Origin of the sequence: uncultured Roseibium sp. (assembly GCF_947499295.1) — a bacterium.
Lineage (GTDB): Bacteria > Pseudomonadota > Alphaproteobacteria > Rhizobiales > Stappiaceae > Roseibium.
Map to the genome: position 1 here is coordinate 1 of NZ_CANMNP010000032.1, position 22,103 is coordinate 22,103.

9 protein-coding genes and 5 pseudogenes are annotated in these 22,103 nt (G+C 49.6%); 7 read left to right on the forward strand and 7 right to left on the reverse strand.

The features are described 5' to 3' along the window. Window positions 1-85: 85 nt before the first annotated feature. Window positions 86-352 (reverse strand): annotated as a pseudogene (locus tag Q0835_RS27925) (transposase); the annotation flags it as partial. A 673-nt stretch (window positions 353-1,025) separates the two neighbouring features. Then, on the reverse strand, window positions 1,026-2,498 hold the full coding sequence (locus Q0835_RS27930; RefSeq protein WP_298966506.1) for a hypothetical protein: 1,473 nt from the start codon (window positions 2,496-2,498) through the stop codon (window positions 1,026-1,028). A gap of 401 nt (window positions 2,499-2,899) precedes the next feature. Between Q0835_RS27930 and Q0835_RS27935 the strand changes: the two genes are divergently transcribed. The 3 genes and pseudogenes from Q0835_RS27935 to Q0835_RS27945 all read left to right on the forward strand — a co-directional run. After that, window positions 2,900-3,037 (forward strand): hypothetical protein, encoded by a 138-nt coding sequence (locus Q0835_RS27935; RefSeq protein WP_298966509.1) that lies wholly within the window; start codon window positions 2,900-2,902, stop codon window positions 3,035-3,037. A 307-nt stretch (window positions 3,038-3,344) separates the two neighbouring features. Next, window positions 3,345-4,286: an inositol monophosphatase family protein gene (locus tag Q0835_RS27940; protein ID WP_298966512.1), complete on the forward strand. Its 942-nt coding sequence runs from the start codon at window positions 3,345-3,347 to the stop codon at window positions 4,284-4,286. 357 nt (window positions 4,287-4,643) lie between these two features. After that, window positions 4,644-4,754, forward strand: a pseudogene (locus Q0835_RS27945) (IS5/IS1182 family transposase); the annotation flags it as partial. Window positions 4,755-4,913: 159 nt separating this feature from the next. On the opposite strand, the gene Q0835_RS27950 reads toward Q0835_RS27945, so the two are convergent. Further along, complete coding sequence (locus Q0835_RS27950) at window positions 4,914-5,216, reverse strand: hypothetical protein (protein ID WP_298966515.1); 303 nt, start codon at window positions 5,214-5,216, stop codon at window positions 4,914-4,916. Between the two features lie 1,098 nt (window positions 5,217-6,314). On the opposite strand from Q0835_RS27950, the gene Q0835_RS27955 reads away from it, so the two are divergent. Then, window positions 6,315-6,596 (forward strand): hypothetical protein, encoded by a 282-nt coding sequence (locus tag Q0835_RS27955; protein ID WP_298966518.1) that lies wholly within the window; start codon window positions 6,315-6,317, stop codon window positions 6,594-6,596. Window positions 6,597-6,949: 353 nt separating this feature from the next. On the opposite strand, the gene Q0835_RS27960 is transcribed toward Q0835_RS27955, so the two are convergent. Together Q0835_RS27960 and Q0835_RS27965 are read right to left on the reverse strand one after the other, a co-directional pair. Then, window positions 6,950-7,336 (reverse strand): hypothetical protein, encoded by a 387-nt coding sequence (locus tag Q0835_RS27960; RefSeq protein ID WP_298966520.1) that lies wholly within the window; start codon window positions 7,334-7,336, stop codon window positions 6,950-6,952. A 1,885-nt stretch (window positions 7,337-9,221) separates the two neighbouring features. Further along, window positions 9,222-9,416, reverse strand: a pseudogene (locus Q0835_RS27965) (integrase core domain-containing protein); the annotation flags it as partial. Between the two features lie 78 nt (window positions 9,417-9,494). Here Q0835_RS27965 and Q0835_RS27970 point away from each other — a divergent pair. Together Q0835_RS27970 and Q0835_RS27975 are read left to right on the forward strand one after the other, a co-directional pair. Further along, window positions 9,495-10,314, forward strand: a pseudogene (locus tag Q0835_RS27970) (integrase core domain-containing protein). A gap of 974 nt (window positions 10,315-11,288) precedes the next feature. After that, window positions 11,289-14,672, forward strand: coding sequence for a hypothetical protein (locus Q0835_RS27975; RefSeq protein WP_298966522.1), 3,384 nt, complete (start codon window positions 11,289-11,291; stop codon window positions 14,670-14,672). A gap of 53 nt (window positions 14,673-14,725) precedes the next feature. Here Q0835_RS27975 and Q0835_RS27980 read toward each other — a convergent pair whose 3' ends face one another. Together Q0835_RS27980 and Q0835_RS27985 are read right to left on the reverse strand one after the other, a co-directional pair. Then, window positions 14,726-18,268 carry a calcium-binding protein gene (locus Q0835_RS27980; RefSeq protein WP_298966525.1) on the reverse strand — a complete coding sequence of 1,181 codons (3,543 nt, stop codon included), beginning with the start codon at window positions 18,266-18,268 and terminating at the stop codon, window positions 14,726-14,728. Between the two features lie 546 nt (window positions 18,269-18,814). Then, window positions 18,815-20,935, reverse strand: a complete 2,121-nt coding sequence (locus Q0835_RS27985) for a hypothetical protein (RefSeq protein WP_298966527.1) — start codon at window positions 20,933-20,935, stop codon at window positions 18,815-18,817. A 293-nt stretch (window positions 20,936-21,228) separates the two neighbouring features. Between Q0835_RS27985 and Q0835_RS27990 the strand changes: the two are divergent. Beyond that, window positions 21,229-22,038 (forward strand): annotated as a pseudogene (locus Q0835_RS27990) (helix-turn-helix domain-containing protein); the annotation flags it as partial. Window positions 22,039-22,103: the final 65 nt, after the last annotated feature.

Below are 22,103 nucleotides of genomic sequence, written 5' to 3' on the forward strand. Positions count from 1 at the left end.
TGCCGCCGAACGCTAAGATCAGGAAGATCCGCTTTCACCGCTTTTTGCCTCCAGCGTCGAGGATGAGACTGGAGGCTTCCGACAAAAAATCGCGCTCCACGACCAACTGGCCGATCTTCGCATGCAGCTTCTCGACATCCTCCTTGGAAATTGCCGGCTCGGCTGACGCCGCGCTGCCAAATGCCGATGCCATGTTCTCAATTGCCGTTTTCTTCCATCCGCTGATCATTGTCGGATGGACACCGTACTTCTTGGCCAGCTCGGCCGTCGTCAACTCTTCGCGGATGGCATCAAGCGCAACCTTGGCCTTGAACTCCGCCGAATAGCGTTTCCGCCTCGTCATTTGGGGTATTCCTTCGTCAGTCGCTACAGCTTAGCAACTGGTCCGAAATCCCGCGACCACCTCTGTGGCCGCATCTGACTCCGACTGACAGGATCTGCAAGCTACGTGACGAGGCTCGTGCCACGTCCGCACTTGCAGGTGTAAACAGTCTTCGAGTGTTTGAACCTGTGCCTTCCACTACTTGCGCAATCAAATGGTTTGGGCCGTTCGACGGGTACAAATACAGAAGTCAATATGGTCAACATTTGTGTGTAATTGCATAAAAGCACACCGCATAGGGTGCAGGTCTGCGAACCGCCAACAATGGCAAAACCGAATACATTTTCAGATAAATATCTTCAAACAAAATAAATACTGGCTAGTGATCTATAATTTAAGGCAGTTTATCAATATTATTCAACTCTTATCTTCATAATTAAGGAGACCATTGCTTCAATGATATCTATCCGTTTCTTCCTTGATCTCTGACGGTTCAGAATATTGATCAATTCCAGGAAAAAGCCGTTCAAAACTATTCTTCGATCCTAAAGTAATAGTAAAAGCAATTTTTGTTATTTGATCATTGGCTAAACCCCGACCGCCAAAATTTTTTTCAGACGGGCAAGAAAAGCTGACAGTGTCTATTCAAGACAATCGTTCCCTATAAACGGAAAATGAATTTTACCATGCAAAAACAAAGTACTTAAACGGCGTGCTTGGGGGTCACGGCGCGAGAAGAATTCTTATTGCGTAAGCAAAGAGACACTGCATCAGCAAACTGTGATAGCAACCCCGCACCAAGATAATAGTAAGCAAGCGCACCTACCAACGTCCATTTGAAGGCTTCTGAGGGACCGTCGAACCAGTCAGGTGCTACCAATAAAGGTAAAGTCACAGCTAGAAACGAGACCAGCATGAAACCAAGGTGCGGGAAAATATAGTTGTTGAAGTCATCTAGGGGAACTCCCTGCTTCACAGTCTTGATCCCAAGGTAGATACCGACAGAAAACATGGCAAAGATTGTCTGACCAGCAGAGCCGTATTGACGGCGCACTGTCAAACCGACCAGATTGGCGACACCAAAGACGAAGAATAAAACATTCATGACATATTTGGAGTAGGTCTCGGCTTTGTGCAAGGCTAGGACCGACGAGTACCCATGCAGTGATGTTCTTTCCCCTTCGCGCAACAAGCGGTTTTTCTTGTTCAATGTCTTGTTTAGAATTTCCAGCAGATAAGGGAACCATTCACCCTTCACCATTCCGAGCCGCATGCTGAAAATGTAGTCACAATGGCAACGAGACACTCCACTCGAAAAACTCCAAAAAGGGTCTTCAACTCTCCTGAGACAGTCCAACATATCTTCCTGGGATATTGCGGGACAAATCGGTTGCCAGCGCAATGCGAAAGGACCTTGCGATGGTCCATTGGCAATAACAAAGTTCTTTACATACCTAAAGAATTGAACGAAGAAGACAACGAGTATTGTCAGAGCTGTAGCCAGAATATTGTACCAAGTACGTTCATACAGGTATTTAAGTTTTTCAACATTTGCAGGGATAAAGTAAAGTATTGTATAGACCGGAAGCGTTGATCCGAAATTGACGAACAATCGCCAGCATGCAGCCGGTGTTACTTTAGGTGAAACCAAGAACAATGTTCCGAGGACAACGTTGACTGAATAGTAGGGCACAGACCTGGGCGGAAAGGCAACTTCGCCGAGTTTAAAGAATGAATGCGACACAGACACGCTCATGGCGATCAAGAGGGCGGGCCAAAAACGCATCCAAGTTGTGCATTCAGGAGTTTCGAAGGCTGTCAACTCACGATGGATTTTGCCCGCTAGATGACGGACTTGGGATTGCCACTCCTCAGGCAGTGCTCGTAGTGCTGGCTCAGTGCCGTCAGCCAACTTCTCGATTGATGAAAGCCAATTCTCGCGGGCCTCCCAGTCAGTGAAAGCATTGCTGAAATATCGACTGTCCCATGTGGCCAGAATGTGAGGCAAGAATGCACGGTAAGGAAACTCGACTTCGGAGGCGAAAACAACTTGCATGATGATGCAGTTGGGAGGAAGTGGATTTTGTGGAGTGTACTGATCGCGTAACTGCGAAGCCTCCCTGGAAATTATTATAACTCTGTTGAAGGAGGATGAGTAGATCGTAGGTAAGCTCAATGAGCTTCCATCGAGCTGTTCGACATGAAGTCTGCACGTTTCACCCGACCAAACTGTAATGAAATGCTGATCCATCGCCCCTTGAATTATTCACCAACGCGGAATCGCGTGGAAGCTTCGCGTCCGTCACAATTGGTCTGTCATTGGCAGGGTACAATCAAGGGTATAGTTGGAGGGTAGAACTGCCTCCTGCAATCAGCCCGATACGATTTGTACGGCCACTAATTAGTCGTGCTATCCGACAGTTACACCTCACCGATAGCGCAAAAATTTCGTTGAGTTAGATGTGACAATTCTATTCGACGCACCAATCAGTTCTCGAGTTTGGAAATAAATTATTGTGATGATCCTCCCCCTTTAAAGTGGTCCGCCGTTATGTTTAGGAAAACGGAGGATCATAGATGTCTACGATACGCCATAAGCCGGAAGAAATTGTCTCGAAGTTGCGGCAGGTTGAAGTCCTTGTCGGTCAGCTGGCATCGGCCATAGTCGGTCTCCCTCGCGGTATGGTTTGGTGCAAAACCACTGTAGAGACCTGAGACCCGGCTATGATCACCTGTTCCGCAATTTGAGAGCTGCAATGGACCGAAGTCCAGTCATGCACTAACAATCAAAACGGACCACTCAACTGGGGCCAATCACTGACACGTAACATCGAATACAAAAATCAAATTAATTCGAAATGCAGAGATACCAAAGAACTTACACGAATAAATATTTGCGCAATAAATAAATCTCAGCGAAGAGTATTTTCCACCTCCCGGATCGAACTCAATTCGCCTTCAACCTCTCCACCACAACATACTCAGTCGACAAATTTTTCCATCGCTCATCACTGCTACTGTTATGGCGACATCTTCGAGCCTACCTTCCCCCGATAGTGTCATCCCCATTGTCAAACTCGCGGGAGAATACCTTCTAGTCACAGCTCACAACGACCTCGAGGGCCGCAAAAAGAACTATGGGGAGGTCGTTTCGGACGAAGACACGTTTATCCAAGCCTACCTGGCCCTTGGCATCAAGAGAATATTCCCGAATGATGAAATAGTTGGTGAAGAAGACCTTGCCGGGGCATTCCAAAAAGAAAGTTTCAACGTCAAGCTGAAGCTACTGGATCCAAACCAGTTATATGTAAGACAAGATGACTACCCAGAGGGGGCAGAAACAGACTTGTGCGGAATGAGTTTCCCGACTGCAACCACAGGCCACCAGCGCCAATGGGTGATTGATCCGATCGATGGCTCCAACAACTACATCAAGAAAAAAGGCCCATACGCTGTTGTCGTTTACTTGAAAGAAGGTGGAACAGTCGTTTTCGCTATCGCATATCAGCCGGCTGATAGCAGGCTCTTTCAAGCCAAGCTCGGAGATGGGTTGTACATGAACGGCTGGAAGTTACAAAAAATGCCTCCCAAACTAGATACAAACAAGATCAAACTTTGCTATGGGCTTGGAAAGAGAGCTTCGCAAGACTTGAGAAATCAATTCCAATCAATTATCGAGAAGGTAGATCCCAAGCCCGAGCGCTATGGTTGCTTAACTTGGTCTTTCTGTCAGGTATGCGTTACTCATCGCCGAGATGCTTATTTTTCTCTCAAGGAAGAACCATACAAGGCAGGAGCCATCGACTTGATGGTGCGCGAAGCTGGCTTCTGTTCCAGTCTAACCCCCGACCGACTCAACCAAAACGGAGCGTTTGCCATGACAATCACCCATCCAAGTATCAAGTTGTCCGCCAAAACAACGAGAAAAATAAAATCAGTCCTTGGGCCAAACGCACTTCCGTAATCCGCACGAGACAATCTTATGTTTAGGTGTTCACCCCATCGTACTATCTTAGTTTTTATAATTCCTGACCAGCTTTTGTATCTGTTAAAGTTCATTCGCTTCTCAGCTTCTGTCACGTTCTTGAAATTTGTCTAGGTCCTGTTGACTAAGTAGCTTTCCAAATCAGATGAGCTGTGATTCAAAACTGTCTTTTAGGAGGCAGTCTTGGCACATTGCGATTTAACGGACGCAGAATGGGATTTGATCGAAGCGTTGCTTCCTTCTGAGCGAGGCAGGGATCAGCCCTGTCATTCCGCTAAAGTCAAACCGCAGGGAACCTATATCTTGCGACTTCCGGACCTACAAGGACAGAAAAAGATCGAGCGAATGTTCAACAAGGTCAAACAGTTCCGAAGGATTGCCACCCGGTACGACAAATCCAAAAGATCCTTTGCCGCGTTCCTCAATCTCGCAGCCGCACACATCTAGTTACGAGACTTTGTCAACAGGACCTAGAAAACAGGCTACACGTATTTTACTTAAAATTTTCGCGGCTAAACGAACAATTACTCCTTATGCTAATTTGCCAACGCCCTAACTAACTTGAAAGCACGATTAGCTACGACAGGGTTTTCCCGAGCCGGTTGCTTAATCAACGAACTGAATGCCGAACGCATTATTAACGATATCGAATAACGCAGTTTCTGGCATTTCAAGTAAATTATTAGCAAATTCGAACAAAAAATGGTCTTCTTTTATGGACGCCAGCCCGTCTTCTCCTTTAAGAAATTCTAGAAAATAATACGTGCGGCCCATAACATTCTTCTTTTCAGAATACTTTTTTTCGGCCTTCGTCAACCGTTTGAAAATACCAAAGACAAATCTAAATGCATCGTTTCCACCGAACGGTTTATTATAAAAATTAAAACTTTTTTTCATTTCTTTGTACATGCTATCAAATCTTCTCTTCTCAGAAGCTGAAAGATCCGAAATTTTTACTTCCAGTGTAGTCGACGCGGAACCCGTCGAAAGAGAAGTGGTTTTGCTTGACTTTTTTAAGACCATAGTGAATGTATTGAATACGATTGTAAATTTCAGATAATTTGATGTTCTACGTCTGAAGTTTACGAATTAATTCAACCGGCCACTTAAGTATGCACCCATGTGACTTCATGGCCGCTAAAAAATAGGACATTTGTCTAAAATCCTTTTTCTCTAAAACATATCTGACAACATAATCTTTGACACTTTAATTGGCTCAGCACGTTGTTTGAATTACCCTTACATTTGGCAGACACGCATTGGAATGCCACGTATTGCCATCTCTGTCTTAATCGGGCAGGTGCCGAAACACCACACTTCGCAAAAACCCTGCGATTGCCTAATAATTTCGAACGGAATATTTGCCGCTGCATCATGACGACGGTGCGATGTGTGGCAAGACTTCTCGTAAGTGCATCAAGTGCATCAAGTGCATCAAGTGCATCAAGTGCATCAAGTGCATCGTAGACTGTTATTATTAGAATACATTTTTTACTTATTTTTACCTGCATTTGCACGGTTAATTTTTAAGTGGCGTTGAATTTTCTACGTGGATCGGACAAACTGAACAACGAAATACACTTGGATGATTGATTATCATTATTGTTGTTGTAGCGTAAGACTGAAAACAGCGGCCTGAAGTCCAGTTTTAAAACCCTATAAAAATTAGGACTATTACCAAACAGAGCAGAAAGTGCAGAGAGATCTGATTAAATAAAAGGCGTGGCTGATAGATAGAGAGTTATTCAATTCTTCTTCATTTCATTAACCCAGTTCTAATCAGTTCAATACCGTGTCAATATGTCTTCCAGCAGCAAGAGTTCGGGCTCGAGTAATTCTAAACCCGGATTTCACTTACGCGCCAAAAAACAACCTCTAAGATATAGAGGCAAAACTACGAGATTGGTAGAAAGTGATGGTTGTTGCATAGTCTCAGTTGATAAATGCCCTTGCGGGTTGGAATTTCATCTCTCAAGAATTGACGGAGATTCCGGGGGAGGGTCTGATTTGGAAATTACGGACGAACATGAAGAGTGTGCACGCAAATTCAGAAAATTTGTCCGTCAAATGAATGAACACAACCCCCGTTATTTCCTTGACGAGTTCGCGTCAAATATTGTCAATGAATCTCCAAAGAATTTTGAAGTCATTTCAAAACGTGGAAAACAGAATAATTATGAGGTGCAAACCTTGGCCGGAATAAACGTTCCGCCAAGTTCGCGCCCCTCAAGAGACAAGAACGCCCCGTGTAAGAATGATGAAGGCAACCGCAAACGGCAACGAAATTGAAGATTTACATTCCACAAGTAATTTCGATTAGACAGAATATTATTTCTTATGACAATCTAGTGAAGACTTCAATAAATTACTTTCTATCAGGCCAATAGAATGCCGTGACCCAAGAGAACCTCGGGAGTAGTTAGGCTTCGGACTCATAACCAATAACAGACAGTTGCGGCAAGACAGACAGCAGATAGGAAGTTTGTGGCGTTCCGATCGTGGCGGAAGGCGGACAATCAGGCACGCCCTTTATTTAATCGTAAATTCAAATACAAACTAATTCAAACGGCCTCGAAGACGCAGCTTGGCTTGGGCTACACTCTTGCATGCATACTTCTAAGGTCGTGCAATCAAATCAATAGCTATTTGGAGGCAAAACGCACTCTCTTTTTACACTCCTTAATTCTTTTACTCTTTTTAATAACTTCGTATATGAACGCTGGATAGCGGCGAAGCTTTGCGTAAACATCCTGTACCAACATATTGGGCTTGTCAATTTTCCCACCGCCGAGACTGGAGATTTTTTCAACTACCTTGGTGTAGTCGAAGCCCAATAATTCCTCACCGACAACATCGAAGCCCTTTCTAATTCTGTTCACAGCCACTTGCATGGTCAATTCATTGAACAAAAAAACTAATAAATTTTTCTTTTTTTCTTGTCCAGTCCTATCAGCGCAGGGAAAAAAGACGCTCATCATGTTGTTGATGCTAACATCCTCAAGATTGATGGTTGTAGATGGTAAATCCATGTGCTCGGAACAGAGGTTTGTTGATGGAGTAAAAGTGGAGAAGCCTACTGAAATTCTTTGCGTGAGGAAGAATAAGTCTAAGTTACATCAATCAGCCGCGCGTTAAATAACTCTCAGTTCATTTGTAGTGACACCTAGTGCCCAAATTCAGTCTTGCGACTTCCAATTATCGAAATCACTATGCAAACTTTTTATTTGGTGGAAGCAATAACCTACGCATTTTTCTAACAAGGTTGTCAACTGCGGAGCAAAATCAGGCCAATGGGCGGAGTAAAAGTCCTCCACATGTTGCCGACAATGAATTTCGATGATCGATTGACTGGTTGAGGCAGCTAGCAAAGTGATCGATGTTTGCTTATTCACATCTCCACTTACCTTGGTCTTTTGTAGTCGCCTGAATCAGTAGACTGAATTCCGGTGATCGTCCAACACTGTGCCGCAAATTTCTGTTGTCCGATCACAAATTCATGCACAAGCGGCAAAAGCTTTATTATGTTGAAATTTTCAAGTTAGACAACAAAGCTCAATTTAGTGGAAATTCACATTGGTCTCGCGAGAGGGCACGAACAGCACGTACAAACCATCGTGTGTCCGCGGTCACGAGACTGACCTTGCCTCGTGAATTCGGACCAGGGGTTAAAGTAACCTTTGGAACTGGTGATGGTGACGACGAAGGACTCGAGTTGGTCGCACTGGAAAATTTTTTGAACAGGACGGGCACCTTGGCGATGACAACAGGGCAGAACGACAACGAAACGGGCAGTGTCCTATCGTTTGTTGCATTTGATGTGTTCCCCTTCAGCGCCTATGGGTCCAGATAAGCTCATTGCATAAGGGAGAGGTTTTGGCTCATCTTCACCGATCAGGAGTGAAACATGAGACAGAAGAGCGAGCGTCATAGGGATGCAGCAGTGTCCGTCATCAGGGTATTTGGAACAGATAGCCGCGTGCCAAGACTGCCTCCTAAAAGACAGTCTTGAATCACAGCTTAGCTGATTTGGGAATCCGCTTTGTCAACAGGACCTAAGTCAGAAACGAGCTCTCTTTTAGCCCCGCGTTCGATTGTTCTCATTCCAGTCACCATCCTGAGCGCGCTCGAATAGTTGTTTTAACCCATCATGCCGCCAAGAAACGATCACTCCGTTTCCGACCATGCTCCAGCGCCCCAGACTACCGAGGCTGCATCTGTGGAATTAACAAGAGACAACGCTGCCGTCATCACGCCGAAAGACCGCCCAACTCTCTTTGCTGAGGCACAGCGCGCGTTTTCCACCCTCACCGGAAGTCCTCCTTATTATCTCATTATAATAGACACGTATGATACGTTCGGTTCCTTGGAAAGCTTCAAAGTATTACTACCAACTTTGCCCCGTTCCCCAAACTATCTCTACCTTTTCTACAATACCACTTATCAATTCAAGAATGCTTTTCCAAACGTTGAATACGATGCTGAGCCATCAGAGTCTATGGAAACTGCGATCCGATTCCATGAAGACAATAACCTTTCCAGGCAACATGAGCAGCCTCGTTGATGCACTAAGTTGTTTTAGTCGGCGCCCTGTCCAAGCAGGAGACGAAGCCAACGCTTGATAAATATGGCCTTTTGATTTCTTTAAACCATAAATTACCATTCGAAGCTGGGTGGACTTAACGGCACTACTCAAACTCACCTCGAAGGAGTATTTCTGCGCTCCCCCAAATTTCCTATCCTTCTGCTTTTATTTTTGGCTAGCAAATAAACACTCATTGAATGCGTGAAAAAACCGACTATTGAGCAATAGACTATAGGCACTTCTCACTCTCTCAGATTTAGATTTAGTTGAGTGAAATCGCTCGCAAGCAACATGGTGATCGTCTCGGTTAAGTTGGGTTTTATAACTGGACTTCAGACCGCTGTTTTCAGTTTCATTTTGGGCGGAATGCCGCCGATGACCAGTTTGGACCGCTCATTGTTGTATGTCCATAGCCAGCGCGTCGCGTCGTCCTGAGCCTCTTCGATCGTCTTGAATATGTATTGTCCCAACCATTCATGGCGGACCGTTCTGTTGTAGCGCTCGATATAGGCGTTCTGTTGCGGTTGATGTGCTCCCTCTAAATGCCCTCGATTTGAGTTAGAGTTTTCCGTGACGATTTACCTAGCTGGGAAGGAGCGGAATTGATGAAGGCATCGAAGTTTTTGGATGCGCAGAAAGCGTCCATCGTGAAGCGCGGGGAAGAAGGTGTTCCTGTAGCTGAGATCTGCCGTGAAGCCGGTATCAGCCAGGCGACCTATTTCACTGGCGCAAGAAGTATGTGGGTCTGATGCGGTCGGACTGGCCGGTGTCCATTCGCCGTGCGTGCGCGGTGATCCGGTTTGATCCGACGACCTATCGTTACAGATCCCGTCGACCCGGCCAGGCCACTTTGGAACAGCGTATAAGAGAGATTTGCCAGACGCGCGTCCGGTTCGTATATCGGCGCGTGCATGTATTGCTGTGCCGGGAGGGTTGGATGATCAATGAGAAGAAAACCCGCCGGATCTACAACGAGTTGGGTCTGCAATTGAGGAACAAGCACCCCAAGCGCCGGGTGAAGGCAAAGCTGCGCGAAGACCGGCAGGAAGCGGTCGGTCCGAACGATGTCTGGGCTATGGATTTTGTACATGACCAGCTCGCGACCGGTCGCAAGATCCGCGTTCTGACGGTGATCGACACGTTCTCCTGCTATGTGCCGGCACTTGATCCGCGCTTCAGTTATCGAGGCGAGGATGTGGTGAGAACCCGGGAAAGCCGACCGACAACGCCTTCATTAAGGCCTTCAACGGACGGTTCAGGGCGGAGTGCCTGAGTGCACACTGGTTCCTGAGCCTTGCGGATGCAGCCGAAAAGTTGGAGGATTGGCGCAAGGACTACAACGAACACAGACCTCATGGTGCCATCGGCAACAAGGTGCCTGTGGACCTGATGAAATCAAAACACGCAGCCAGCCCGTGTTCCTGATTTGGTCCGGAAAACTCTAGCCCTTCCCGGGGGCATGTTGGGTAGCACTCCAACTAACCAAAGGACCCTGCGCTGAAGTGGAAGAAACTCGGGTCTCAGGTCACACACACCATCGTAGAGGCCTATGTTAGTCAAGGCCCAAACCTGAAGATTACCGCCTGAAATGAAACCAATGCTATAGCTTAGCCGGGCGAAAAAATGGTCAAAAACCGGGGACACCTCTGTAAACCCTTCAGAATAAATCCACGTGGTATACTGAAGGTGAAACCCGAGCGGGGCAAGGGCCAAAGACGCCTCTAATACTACACTACGATATATCCTGCACACGTCGTAATCATCCCCAAAAATAATTGGGTTGAAAATTGGACTTCCCCGGCCTTTGATGCACTTGGAAAAATGCGTTGAGGCGGTCTCAACGTAAAGAGATGGTCATCTCCGCAGTCCTGCTGCGCGGCGTGAGCATCGCGCTTGCCATAGTGCGGGTTCCGGAAACCGCACTATAGGGCGTTTGGGACTTTGGTGCCCTTCGCTGGCCTAATAGAAATCGCCGCCCCAAACAGATCTTTGGTCAATCTTCGGACAAAACTTTGAGCAAATCGAGCGGTAGCTTCCTAGCTAGACCAAGAGAGCGAAGTAACGCAAACCTGCTGCGCTTGCTGTTGGAAACAAGCCCGTCGTCAAACTGACTGCCCTCAGATCACAACGGCGAGCCAGCGGCATAATCAACGCTGGAACCAAACAAGTGTTCCTCTCCAGAACTAAATCGGAGATTACGCCCAATGCCTTTGGAGTGGCACGGTTTTCAGGAGAAACATTTTTGGCACGCACCAAATCAGTGCAATTTTCTCAAAAGGCTGGCCAAGTACAATTGCTGCGATTCCGGCAGGAGGGGCCCGATCTCCCAATTGAATGGCGGAAAATCCCAAGCAATTGTGAAACTCGTGCCAAACGGCGGCACAAAATCGGTTGGTCAAATGAAACGGCAAGCGGATTATCTGATCCGTCGAACCGGCGACGACCCTCCCCATCCCGGACACCCACACCGTGTGGATGCAAAGGCCGAACGCAACAGATTCGGGATCAAGCTCACCCGTGAGCAACTGCACGAACTCCTTGACGGCTGGCACGCGGCCTATCAGGGGAACCCAAAACATGACAAGACTTCACATTTTGCGATCAGTTTTCCCATTGGCACTGATCCCACCGCCGCCGCCGCTGCCGGCGAAGACTTCGCACATGAAATCTTCGGGTGTGGGAATTACGGAGATACTTGGCAGTACTACGTCGTGCACCACAATCAGGGTGAACATGAACCTACGGACGAAATTCCTCACCCACATGAAAGACCTCACCCTCACACCCATGTTGTTGCCTTCAGGGTCGGGCGCAACGGGAAGAGGTTAAAGGTCTCCAAGCGAAGCGACCTGAACTACGACGAATTGCGCAATGTAGCCGTTTCCACGGCCCGCAAGCATGGCATCGATATGGAAGCCTCCCCTCGTTTCGTCCGAGGTGAAGCGCAGCGACCTCCGATCCAATCCGAGCTTCGCAGAGCGTTGGCCGAAAACCGCAAGCCTTACCGGCCCGCAAATTCACCCCAGGATGCCTTCGAATTCGCGATGAGTGTCTATTTGCGCGCAAAGCAATTGTCGATGGAAGCCGATGCGCTGCGCGAGGACATGCCGCAGATTGCCGAAATCTATCAGAATGTCTCCGATCACTTGCGACAGGGCTGGCCGATATCGCGTATCGACGTTCCCTTTGAAATCGTAAACCAACAGAAAATCGAACACGTGAACAAATTCCTTCAAGGTCGCCGCCAACTCATTATGGCAGACTTCACCGAACTCGATCAAAGGATCCAAAATCTTCCGGGCAATACTGAAGCTCAACTCAAGAAACGCGTGGCAACAGAGCGCGAATTTTCAGACTTGAAAGTCGCGCTTGCACCGTTCTTGTCACCAGCGGGCGAGGGTGACGAAGATGCACATCAATACTTCATGAACGCTATCGTTCCGGATCGAAGGGATCCCTACCGCGGAGTTCAGCTGGACGCGGGACGGAATGATAAGGTCAGAACCCGGCTGGTTCTCGATACCTACAACGACATTTCAGATCTTGCGCAGCAACAGGGTCTGAATGGTCGGTTGATGAAACTTCGATACGCCAGCGGAAACTCGGTCAACCCGGCCCTGGCGGAGAAGTGGCGTAATGAGGAAATCGCAGAGCTTCATTCAGCACACCCCAACGCAAGCCCCGAGATACTCGACGACCTTCACCAAAACATATTGCAACGGCTTATCGCTGCAGACTGGCAACTCTACGTCCATACCAAGACAAAGCAGGAGATCGCACAGGACGCGCTGGACAACCCGGGAGCCGCGATACAGCCAGTTCCAAACGACCCGTGCCAACAAACCCGTGTTGATCGCATCAGGGCTGTTTTGACACCGCAGCAGATCGAACGGCTCTTGCCACTGCCCCAATACCAACAGCAGCTTGAAGAGGTCACCGGCCAACTTGCAAATGACCAGGGCAAACCTACAGAAGTCCAGCAACTCACGATCCAAAAGAGAGATATACAAATGCAGGTGGCGAGCAGGAGCGCTATTCTCACTCCAATCACAACCAACCCGGAACAACAGCAGCGTATTTTAGACATCTACTGCAACGCTTGCAACTCCTTGGGCATCTCCGAAATCGACAAACAACAAGTCCATGCCGCATATCCTGCACAGCCAGAAAACTGGCCATTGAGTGGAAAAGTCGGCATCTGGTCTGAACCAGGGGAGCTGGGACAGGGGCCAGATGGAATGGGCGGACCAGACGACCCCGGTTCCGGGATCCCTGGCGGAGCCCTTCCGCCAGCAGGAAACATCGCGCTCGATCATCACGATGCGGACGCCAATCATGACAGCAGCCACGATCAGTGGAATCCAGCTGAACAGGTGATGCATGCGGACGGCGACAATGATCAAACCACCCAAACTGATCAGGAAGATCCTGGCCAAGAGGCCCCTTCACTCCTCCCTGAAGAGATCCAGGGTCCGGCAAACGGTGAAGGGAATGGTCCAGACACTTCCTCACTGCAACAACCTGATACCCAACATATCGGTCACGACACCCATGACATGGAAGAAGACAAGCCTGGCGACGACCAGAACACTCCTCCGACCGGAGACAACGACCACGATATGCAAGCCTCCCAGAGGGGGCAAGCCGCCAACTCTGGCGGACCTCAGGCCCTTGCAGGCACCGGAGCCGAAGGAGGAGCCCCCTCTTCTCTTCCAAGTCGGCGTCTGCGCATCACAGAGGTGGAGAAACTGCGAAAATGGAGTTTAAAGCCGATAATTCCAGAAGACTACGCCAGAACACGGTCCGCGACACGCCAACTGCGTGCCGCACGCGCAGCCATATTGGCAAGGCGGGAGGCCGAACGCGTTGCAAGACTAATGCAGCGCTCACCTGAGACGTCGACAGAGGCACGACAAACTGAACAATCGGGTTCCGGCAATTACGTTCCAGCCCCTTCGTCGCAACCTCCACAGTTTCAAGCATCGAGGAACACCTTAGGAGCAGGCCCCAGCAATGCATCGGGCGCACTTGAATCGGAACGTCAAAACATCAATCGAACAAACGGTCTTTCCGGTCAAAAAAGACCAAGGCCCACCGCAGAAGGTGAGAGCGGTTCGGACACCATTGAGCCAGCGTCCAAGAGAACAAGACCAACTTCCAGCGGGCACCAAGCGCAGCCTCAAAAGTTGCAGGCACCGGGAAACACGTCTGGAGCGGGACCCGGCAACACGCAGACCACAAGAGAGGCAGAACGTCAAAAACACCAACAAACAATTGGTCTTTCAGGTCAAAAGCGGTCAAGACCGCCCGACCTTGAAGACAACGGCTTTGAAACAGCTGAACCACCACTAAAGAAAGGGGTTTTTGCGTCCTCCCGCCAATCCTCTTCGCGGATCAAGAGCGCAAGCGAGTTACACGAAACCAGTGGCTCCAATCGTGGCCAGCCTTCTGGCCGGCCGTCGCGTTCAACCCCACTTGCCACGGAAACGAATCCAGCCGATCAGTATCCTGGGTCAGCACCCGTCTCCGGCGGCGAGAATCAAAATGACAGAGCCCGCGCTCCCGCCGAACTGTCGGCGATGGAACGCCGGCTAACGGAACTGTTGGATAGAACACCACAAGCAAGCCCGTCCACCAACCAGCAGCCAGCTGAGACAGGCCTCACACGCCGTCTCGGTCAAACCTTGGAAAGCAGGTACCCGGCAGAAACCAGGCGAACGTCTCAACATGTTGAAAGAGAGCGCGGTTCGGGAAACCGCGAAAACAGTTCACGAGGAAAGTAACGTGAGGGGCTCCTTGAATTGGGTTCAAAATCTGGATTTGGTTTTCGGGGAGATCAGAACAGATCTTGCAGAGACGGCGGCAGAGCCGAATGATCGAAGAGCAGACCCATATCCAGAAGATCCTGCTTGGTGTTCGCGCCGTGGAAGTTTGTCAGCACCACTTCGGCAATCCCGTCAATTTTGATCGTAAGATCGATGCCAGACCGCTCCGCCGTCAACTGGCTGATGTCTTCAAAGTAGAGTTCTCCACCGCCCCTCAGGCCCTGCAATTCGTCAAGCTTTCCGTCTGACACAAAGACAAAACGGTCAGCTGATGGATCCCAATCGATGATTGTATCCGTGCCAGCTCCATCAATATTTGTGTCGGCGCTGGAGTCCCCTTGAAGCGTATCGTTGCCGGTGCCACCCACAAGTACGTCATCACCCCTCCCACCATTCAAGGTGTCGTCGTGACTGCCGCCGTCAAGCAAGTCATTGCCATCCTCGCCATGCAGTTGGTCTTCGTTGGAACCACCGAAGAGGTGGTCATTCTGTTCACCACCAAAGAGTTCGTCGATGCCCGTACCGCCGTAAAGCCTGTCGTCACCGTCGTCGCCTTGCAGAATGTCATTGCCCTCCCCTCCGCGAAGGATGTCGTTGCCCTTACCTCCCTGCAGACGGTCAGCATCGTCGCCACCAAAGAGCCTGTCCTGTCCATCGTCGCCATTGAGGTAGTTCTTTCCAGCCTCCCCCCTCAGCAAATCATCTCCAGCTTTTCCGTAGAGCTGGTCGTCGCCTGCTCCCCCGAGTAGGAGATCGTTGTGGTCGGTACCCTGGAAAACGTCGTCTCTGTCTCCGCCGAATTGGCGGTCACCTGTGATTGATAGGCCTTTCAGGTCCTGGTCGCGCAGCGTTCCGGTAAATGCTTCACTCTCATTGTTGTCAATTGCGTGCACTACACCGGCAGTTCCGGATTTTAACAGATTTGCGACATGCACGTCGTTCTTTTGGTCGTCTCCAGTGAGGGTGAGTGTGAAGTCGTGTTTGTGTGGTTTGTCTTCCGTGCCCACCTGGAACAGGCCACCATTAATGACAAGTATCCAATCGGCGGTCAGTGAAAGGTCCTGGACGTCTTCGACAAGCAGCTCGCCGCCATCGATAATAATGCCTTTTACCTGCGCATTCTCATTCAGAACCAGCCGGTCATCCTTGCCGATGACGACAATATCCTCCTTGCCCGGTTTGCGGGCTTGCCAACTGGCGCTGCTCGACCAGCGGTCATCTCCACTGGAGATCTCTGACGTGACAGAGGTTGACTTTGGTTTTTCTGGAATTGGGAGGATGTAAGGATCGAAGGCTGTTGTGTCGGCATCCTGTGGTGCGTTGTTACCGCTCGCTTTGTAAGCCCCGGCATTCTTGATATGCAGTTGAAATTCATCACCGTAATTGTCTTCGGCAACCCCCTTGTCTCTCACATTCGGCACGCTCTCTCCCACGTCAGCGACGGCTTTTACATACAGTGTGTCTCCGTTCCTGAAATAGGCGGTCCCGTCTGCGGATTTCAGCGCACCCAGACCACCAACCTGATCCGCCCCTCTGAGCGTCAGCCCTTCAGGCAGATCAACAAACTTGTAATAGACCGCGCCACCCTTTTTCATATCGCGCAGTTCCACATCGATCACATTCGGCAAACCGTCAGGGTAGCGCACGGTGTAATGGTCGAACCCGGTGCCGCTGGTTTCCCCGCGGTCCTCAATGGCGACAAGATCGAGGTAGGCATTGTTGCCACCGGTGTCTTTGTTCAAAAGGAGCTTTGCACCGTTGTCTGAGCGTTCAATTTCCAGTTTTACGCGTTTACCTGCGCTCGTATCGAACCGCTGGATGCCAAAATCAACGCTTCCATTGTTGACCCACAAATTCTGTCGGCTGTCTAAACGTGCATTTCCCAGAGCGTTGAAACCAGTTGTTCCCTGTTCCAGAATGTCGATTCGATCACCTGGAAAACGGTCGATGATTTTCTGGGTGATCGAGGCCCCCCTGGTGCCGGCAAGGCTTCCATCCAGATCCACCACCGCGAATGTTGCCGCATTTGTTTCTTCTGGTGACCTGTTTCCGGGGCCAAGATATCGATCCATTCGGTTATGTGCAGGCACGTCGTCGTCAAAAGTCAGGTCTTTTGTGGAATTGTTTGTGCGTCTGTGGAACCCGCTTCCGGCCAAAAGAGCACTGTCCTTGTCCTCTGTGAAGCCCGCGAAGTGCACGCCATCAAGAGCAACCGATGAATCGTAGAATTGATGCCCACGCACCCCTTCTCCCGAAGTAGCGCCAAACTGACTTGAGCCCGAATCTTCTGCCTCACCGTCGTTCGTCACATTTTTGGAGCGGCCAACGAACAGACTGTCCTTCACCAGATGCTCGACCGCCAGGAAGGACCCGGACTTGTTGTCGGCAAGCATTGCATTGTCGATGATCACGCCACTGGTGGATCGCGTCCAGATGCCCTGATCTCCTGACTTGTAGGTGGTGAAGTTCTCAATCAGAAAGTCGCCCTTATAGTAAGAATCGAAGAAGGTACCGTTCGCCTCGTTGATCGATTGCGCGTGGGCGAGACCGTTCATGCTGTTACTGTGGGACGCATTGTCGTCAAAGACGCCGTGCATTCTGTGCTTGGGTGCATATCCCTTGTAGTCGTCGACGGTCGCAGACGTGCCCATCACCTTATTCTGATGGGTGAACCAGATCCCGGAATTGTCCGACCCGGCAGCGTGATTGCCCATCATATGATTCTGCGGGTTTGTCAGCCAGAACGTGGAAACGCCGGTGAAGTCTGACTTGTGTGACGCTCCGGCTGCAGTCTCCGTCTGCCGTGTCACAAAGCCCAGATTATCCTTCAAGACATTGCCGAATTCGGACCCATCTTCCAGAAAATAGCCATGCCCGATGGTGTCAAACACGACATTGTCTTCGATCCAGGCATTCTGGATACCGTGCAGCGTAATGCCCTTGTTGAAAGAATGATGGACTGAACTGTTCTCAACATACTCGCCTTCGACATTGCCATTCATATGCCAGTGAAGCGGATAGCGCCCCATCAGACCTTTTTGTCCCATGAGGTAAAATTCGGCGCCAGAGATATGCATCTCCGCGCCGTTCATCACCATGGTGTGGCCACCATAGCCGTCTGCTTTACTGTCCTCATCGCCTTGAATTTTCACATTGCGGCTGAGAAGACCAACTTCCGCGCGTGTGTCAACAGTCCACTCTCTGTAGTCCGCGCCTGTCTTGCCGTTGTCGTAAGTCTGGTTCTCACCGAAGTGCGTGTATTTCAGAGGTGCATCAAGCGTGAGCGTGGTCGTGCCGTTTTCATTGACGGTTACCTTTTTGATGACTGCTTCTTCGGCTTCATGCGCGTCCTGGCTTGTTGATGCCAGAGCAATCTTGTCGCCGGCTTCCCATTTGGTCTTGCCTTCCAGCGTCAGCGACGACGATCCTGCCTCGGCGATCTTAGCAAGTTGGGTCCAGCTCTCTTTCTCAGCATCTTGAGCGTGAATTTCTATCCGGCTTCCCTTACCCATGGCCATGAGAAAGGCGTTGTTATCGGTGATGGTCGGCATCATGTTAGTTGTAATCCCCAAAAAAAGTGGTTTCAAAGATGCATCGAGGAAAATCGACATCGACCGATGCAGTCTCCAAAAATCGTTGGGTGATCAAGAAAAGACCCCTGGCCCAACCTGCTTCTCTGGGATAACGCTCTACAAATGAGTAGATTTTTCGGATTTTTCTTGTTTATATTGTGCATTTAAACAATACTATTTTAAATAGATAATTGGAGTAATTCGCACGGAAATCTGTTGTGAAACGATCTCAGAATTTTTAATAATTGTATGAATAGGCTTTTTGAATGGAGCCCCGCACGCAATACCCGCTATATCTCTTCATTCTGCCGCACAAGGCGACGCTACCAAAAAAGACGACTGAAGAAAGTTGTCCAATGCCACCTCAATTCCCTCGTAGGGAATTCATCTTCTCCGATCAGAATGAGGATAGCGGTGTCGAGGGTGGCGATATGGCACTCCCAGTCGGCAAGTGCTCGCTCCATATCCTCAGAGCCTGATTCAAAAGTTCAGATCTTTGACCCTGCAAGGGCGCCGTTGAAAGCAATCTCAAGCGCGACCAACGCTGCGTGCTCGCGATCGCGATTCGTAGACCGGGCGTTGGAGTTCGGCCCGTTGTTCATAGTTGGCTGCAGTTTGTTTCCGAAGCGTTGTCATTGCATTGTTCTGAGACTCATGCGTAGATTTCATGTCGCCGAGTATTTTTGTTCTATTAATACTCGTTACACTCCTTTCTTGCGCGCGTCTATCAATATTCTCTAAATATTGCTTCTTATAGTCAGTAACTTCACGTTCTTGTTCGCGGTTGCTACCAACTTTATACGCTCCATTTGTGCGCTTGTTAAGACTGGTTTCAAGTCGGGCGATTCGCTGTTTTGTTTGCGTATTCAGACTGCCAATGCGGCTGTTGAGACGCTCGACAGAGGTCGAGTTCGAACCGAATTTTTCTTCCAAGTCCAATTTTTTCTCTTCCAAACGACGGAGTTTATCCGTGTTCCTTTCGTCTACTTTGTTAATCGTTTTGACGCCTCGATTGACTTGAGAGGAGCGGTCCACATCGCCGTCAATCGCTCGTTTGAAAGCGTGAGTTACCTTGTTGTTCCTGACACTATCGTACGCATCCAGGACTGCATTTCCCATGCCCTTTGACGCTTTGCGCAATCCGTCACCCGATGAGTGCACAATGGAACTCACAGCTCGGCTGATTTTGTTGTCATAGCGTAGCGCTCGAAAACTGACTTGGTCTCTTTGCTCAGTGGCATCTTTCGTGTCTTTAGCGCCCGGGATTGCCATTTTTACGTTTGCGCTTGCGTTTTCTTTGAAAAAGATTTGTTCAGAAGCATTCAATTTGTGACTATTGGTCTTGTAGAAGTTTTCTCTTTCCTTCTTCTGCCATTTGGAGTTCGAAGCGTTTTCCCTTTCGAGCCGTTTTACGGCGCGCTTGTAAGCCCGTGCGTCCGGTCCCAAGCCGACTTCAGCCCGGTCTCGTCTTTCTTCAAGCTTTTCAACACGCTTAATGTGACGCTCTTGTTCTTGTTTACGCCGGCCTTCGGAGCGCGCTTTGAAATTCTCGTTGTTGGGATTTCCTCGGAAGAACTGCTCTTTTTTTAAGATGAACTCATCGACTGCATCTCTACCTACAGAGCGCAGCTTGTCCCTTATGTCGACTACACCGTCGGCCATGTGATATCCGAAATCAGTCACGCGACGCGTCAACTCGTTATTCTTCAAATTTGTTCTGGGCAGTTTACTGGTGGAACTACCTTCAAAAAATTGGCCAACGCTTGACGGAACAGCGTTCACAACCGCCAGAGTAACAGCGTTGTGTTTTCCGGTTGCGGCGCTTGCACCAAAACTCAGGGCTCCTACAGCGGCGACTCCTGCGGCGGCCCCTTTGGCAACCATGCCTGGCCCTGATTCGAACTCAATGGCAGCTTTTGTGGCAGCGGCTGCAGTCCCTCCGAGCACTGTTGCAGCCACACCGCTTGATACGCGATTAGCAGGTGTCGCGTTGGATTTTGAGTTTACAAATATTTCCTTGACTGCCAAAGCTCCAGTAACGCTCTCAATCCCAATGCTGGCACCCTTAGCAACCTTCTCCAGCCTCGGGGCGCTAGCGAACCCGATGTTCTTGCCAAAATGTGCCGTGTTGCTGGTCAGCGTTATGGCGTCCCTCACGAGATTGGTCGAACGGGCAGCTGCAGTTTTTGCATCGCCGTTCCCAACCAAATCCTCGCCGATTGCAGCTAATGTTGCGGCAGTACCGGCAACCCGGGCGGCATTCTCTACCCGATCAGCTACTAGCTTCAAATTTGGAGCCAAAGTGCCCGTGACTTGTGCGGCATAGCTTACCGCAGCCATCCCGCCCGAAACAGTGCGGGCACTTGGCAAATATTCCGCAGCAGTTTGGAGTCTACCCTTTACAGCGGTTTTTGTTTTCATTTTCTCCTTTTCTGGTGCTTCCTGTGAGGCCACTGATTGTTGTTGCGCCTGCGGCTCAGGCGTTGTGCTGGAAGCTGCAACTTTGCTCAACTGTGCCGCTGAAGAGTACCCAGTCCGCCTGCGCAGCCAAGCCAAACCCGGCACTGAATCCGCATTTGGCAGGTGATCGTATGCTCTTTGCACCAGGCCCTTGGTTTCTGTATCCGGCATGGTTTCAGCCTCTTTCATTTTTCAACTTCTTGAGATCGGGGAATACAAATCTCCCCACTGTTCCAGAAGAGCGTCGAATCGAGAAATCAATTATATTTGCATTTTCTTGTTTTAGGTCTTCATTCATTCGATTGTATCTCTGACAGAGATCTGCCCAAAATAAAGTTCTGTTAAATTTTTTTATTTTATTTAAACTCGGACCTATATATTGACCTGTTATTTGTATTATGTTCCCCAGCGCCTATGGGTCCAGATAAGCTCATTGCATAAGGGAGAGGTTTTGGCTCATCTTCACCGATCAGGAGTGAAACATGAGACAGAAGAGCGAGCGTCATAGGGATGCAGCAGATCGCACGGTGAAAGACATCCGCCGCAAGACGCGCAAGCGGTATTCCTCAGAAGACAAGATCCGGATTGTCCTGGCTGGATTGCGTGGTGAAGACAGCATAGCCGAGCTGTGTCGCCAGGAGGGTATAGCCCAGAGCCAGTACTATAGTTGGTCGAAGGAATTCATGGAAGCAGGTCGCAAGCGTTTGGCTGGTGACACTGCCCGGGAAGCCAACACAGGTGAAGTGCAGGATCTGCGTAGTGAAGCTCGAGACCTCAAGGAGGTGGTTGCCGAGCAAGCCCTTGAATTACGCCTTCTCAAAAAAAGCATGCTGGGAGATGGGGGCGGCGACGAATGAGATATTCCGCCTCAGAGAAGCTTGAGGTCATACGGCTGGTGGAACAGTTCTCACCTTCCAGCTAAACTGACACTGGACACGCTCGGCATTCCCCGCACCACGTTTTACCGCTGGTATGATCGTTATCAGACAGGTGGTCCGGAAGCCCTGGAGGATCGCTCTCCCAAGCCCTCACGGGTGTGGAACCGCATACCAGATGATGTTCGCAGACGTATTGTTGCCTTGGCATTGGCTGAACCCGAGCTATCACCGCGGGAGTTGGCTGTGCGGTTCACCGATACGCAGCAGTACTTCGTGTCCGAAGCCTCGGTGTATCGCTTGCTCAAGGCGCATGACCTCATCACCAGCCCGGCCTTTGTGGTCATCAAGGCTGCGGATGAGTTTCGGGAAAAGACAACAGCTATCAACCAGATGTGGCAGACTGACTTCACCTACAGTGCGCCTCGTCCCGGATGGTCCGGGGTGCATATGACTGGAATGCATTGAGAAAGGAGGAATGG

Excerpts from the sequence above, each read along its gene's own strand:
- Q0835_RS27960 (WP_298966520.1), bottom strand. The coding sequence starts at position 7,336 with ATGGATTTACCATCTACAACCATCAATCTTGAGGATGTTAGCATCAAC.
- Q0835_RS27975 (WP_298966522.1), top strand. The coding sequence starts at position 11,289 with ATGAAACGGCAAGCGGATTATCTGATCCGTCGAACCGGCGACGACCCT.
- Q0835_RS27980 (WP_298966525.1), bottom strand. The coding sequence starts at position 18,268 with ATGATGCCGACCATCACCGATAACAACGCCTTTCTCATGGCCATGGGT.
- Q0835_RS27950 (WP_298966515.1), bottom strand. The coding sequence starts at position 5,216 with ATGTACAAAGAAATGAAAAAAAGTTTTAATTTTTATAATAAACCGTTC.
- Q0835_RS27940 (WP_298966512.1), top strand. The coding sequence starts at position 3,345 with ATGGCGACATCTTCGAGCCTACCTTCCCCCGATAGTGTCATCCCCATT.
- Q0835_RS27985 (WP_298966527.1), bottom strand. The coding sequence starts at position 20,935 with ATGAAAGAGGCTGAAACCATGCCGGATACAGAAACCAAGGGCCTGGTG.
- Q0835_RS27935 (WP_298966509.1), top strand. The coding sequence starts at position 2,900 with ATGTCTACGATACGCCATAAGCCGGAAGAAATTGTCTCGAAGTTGCGG.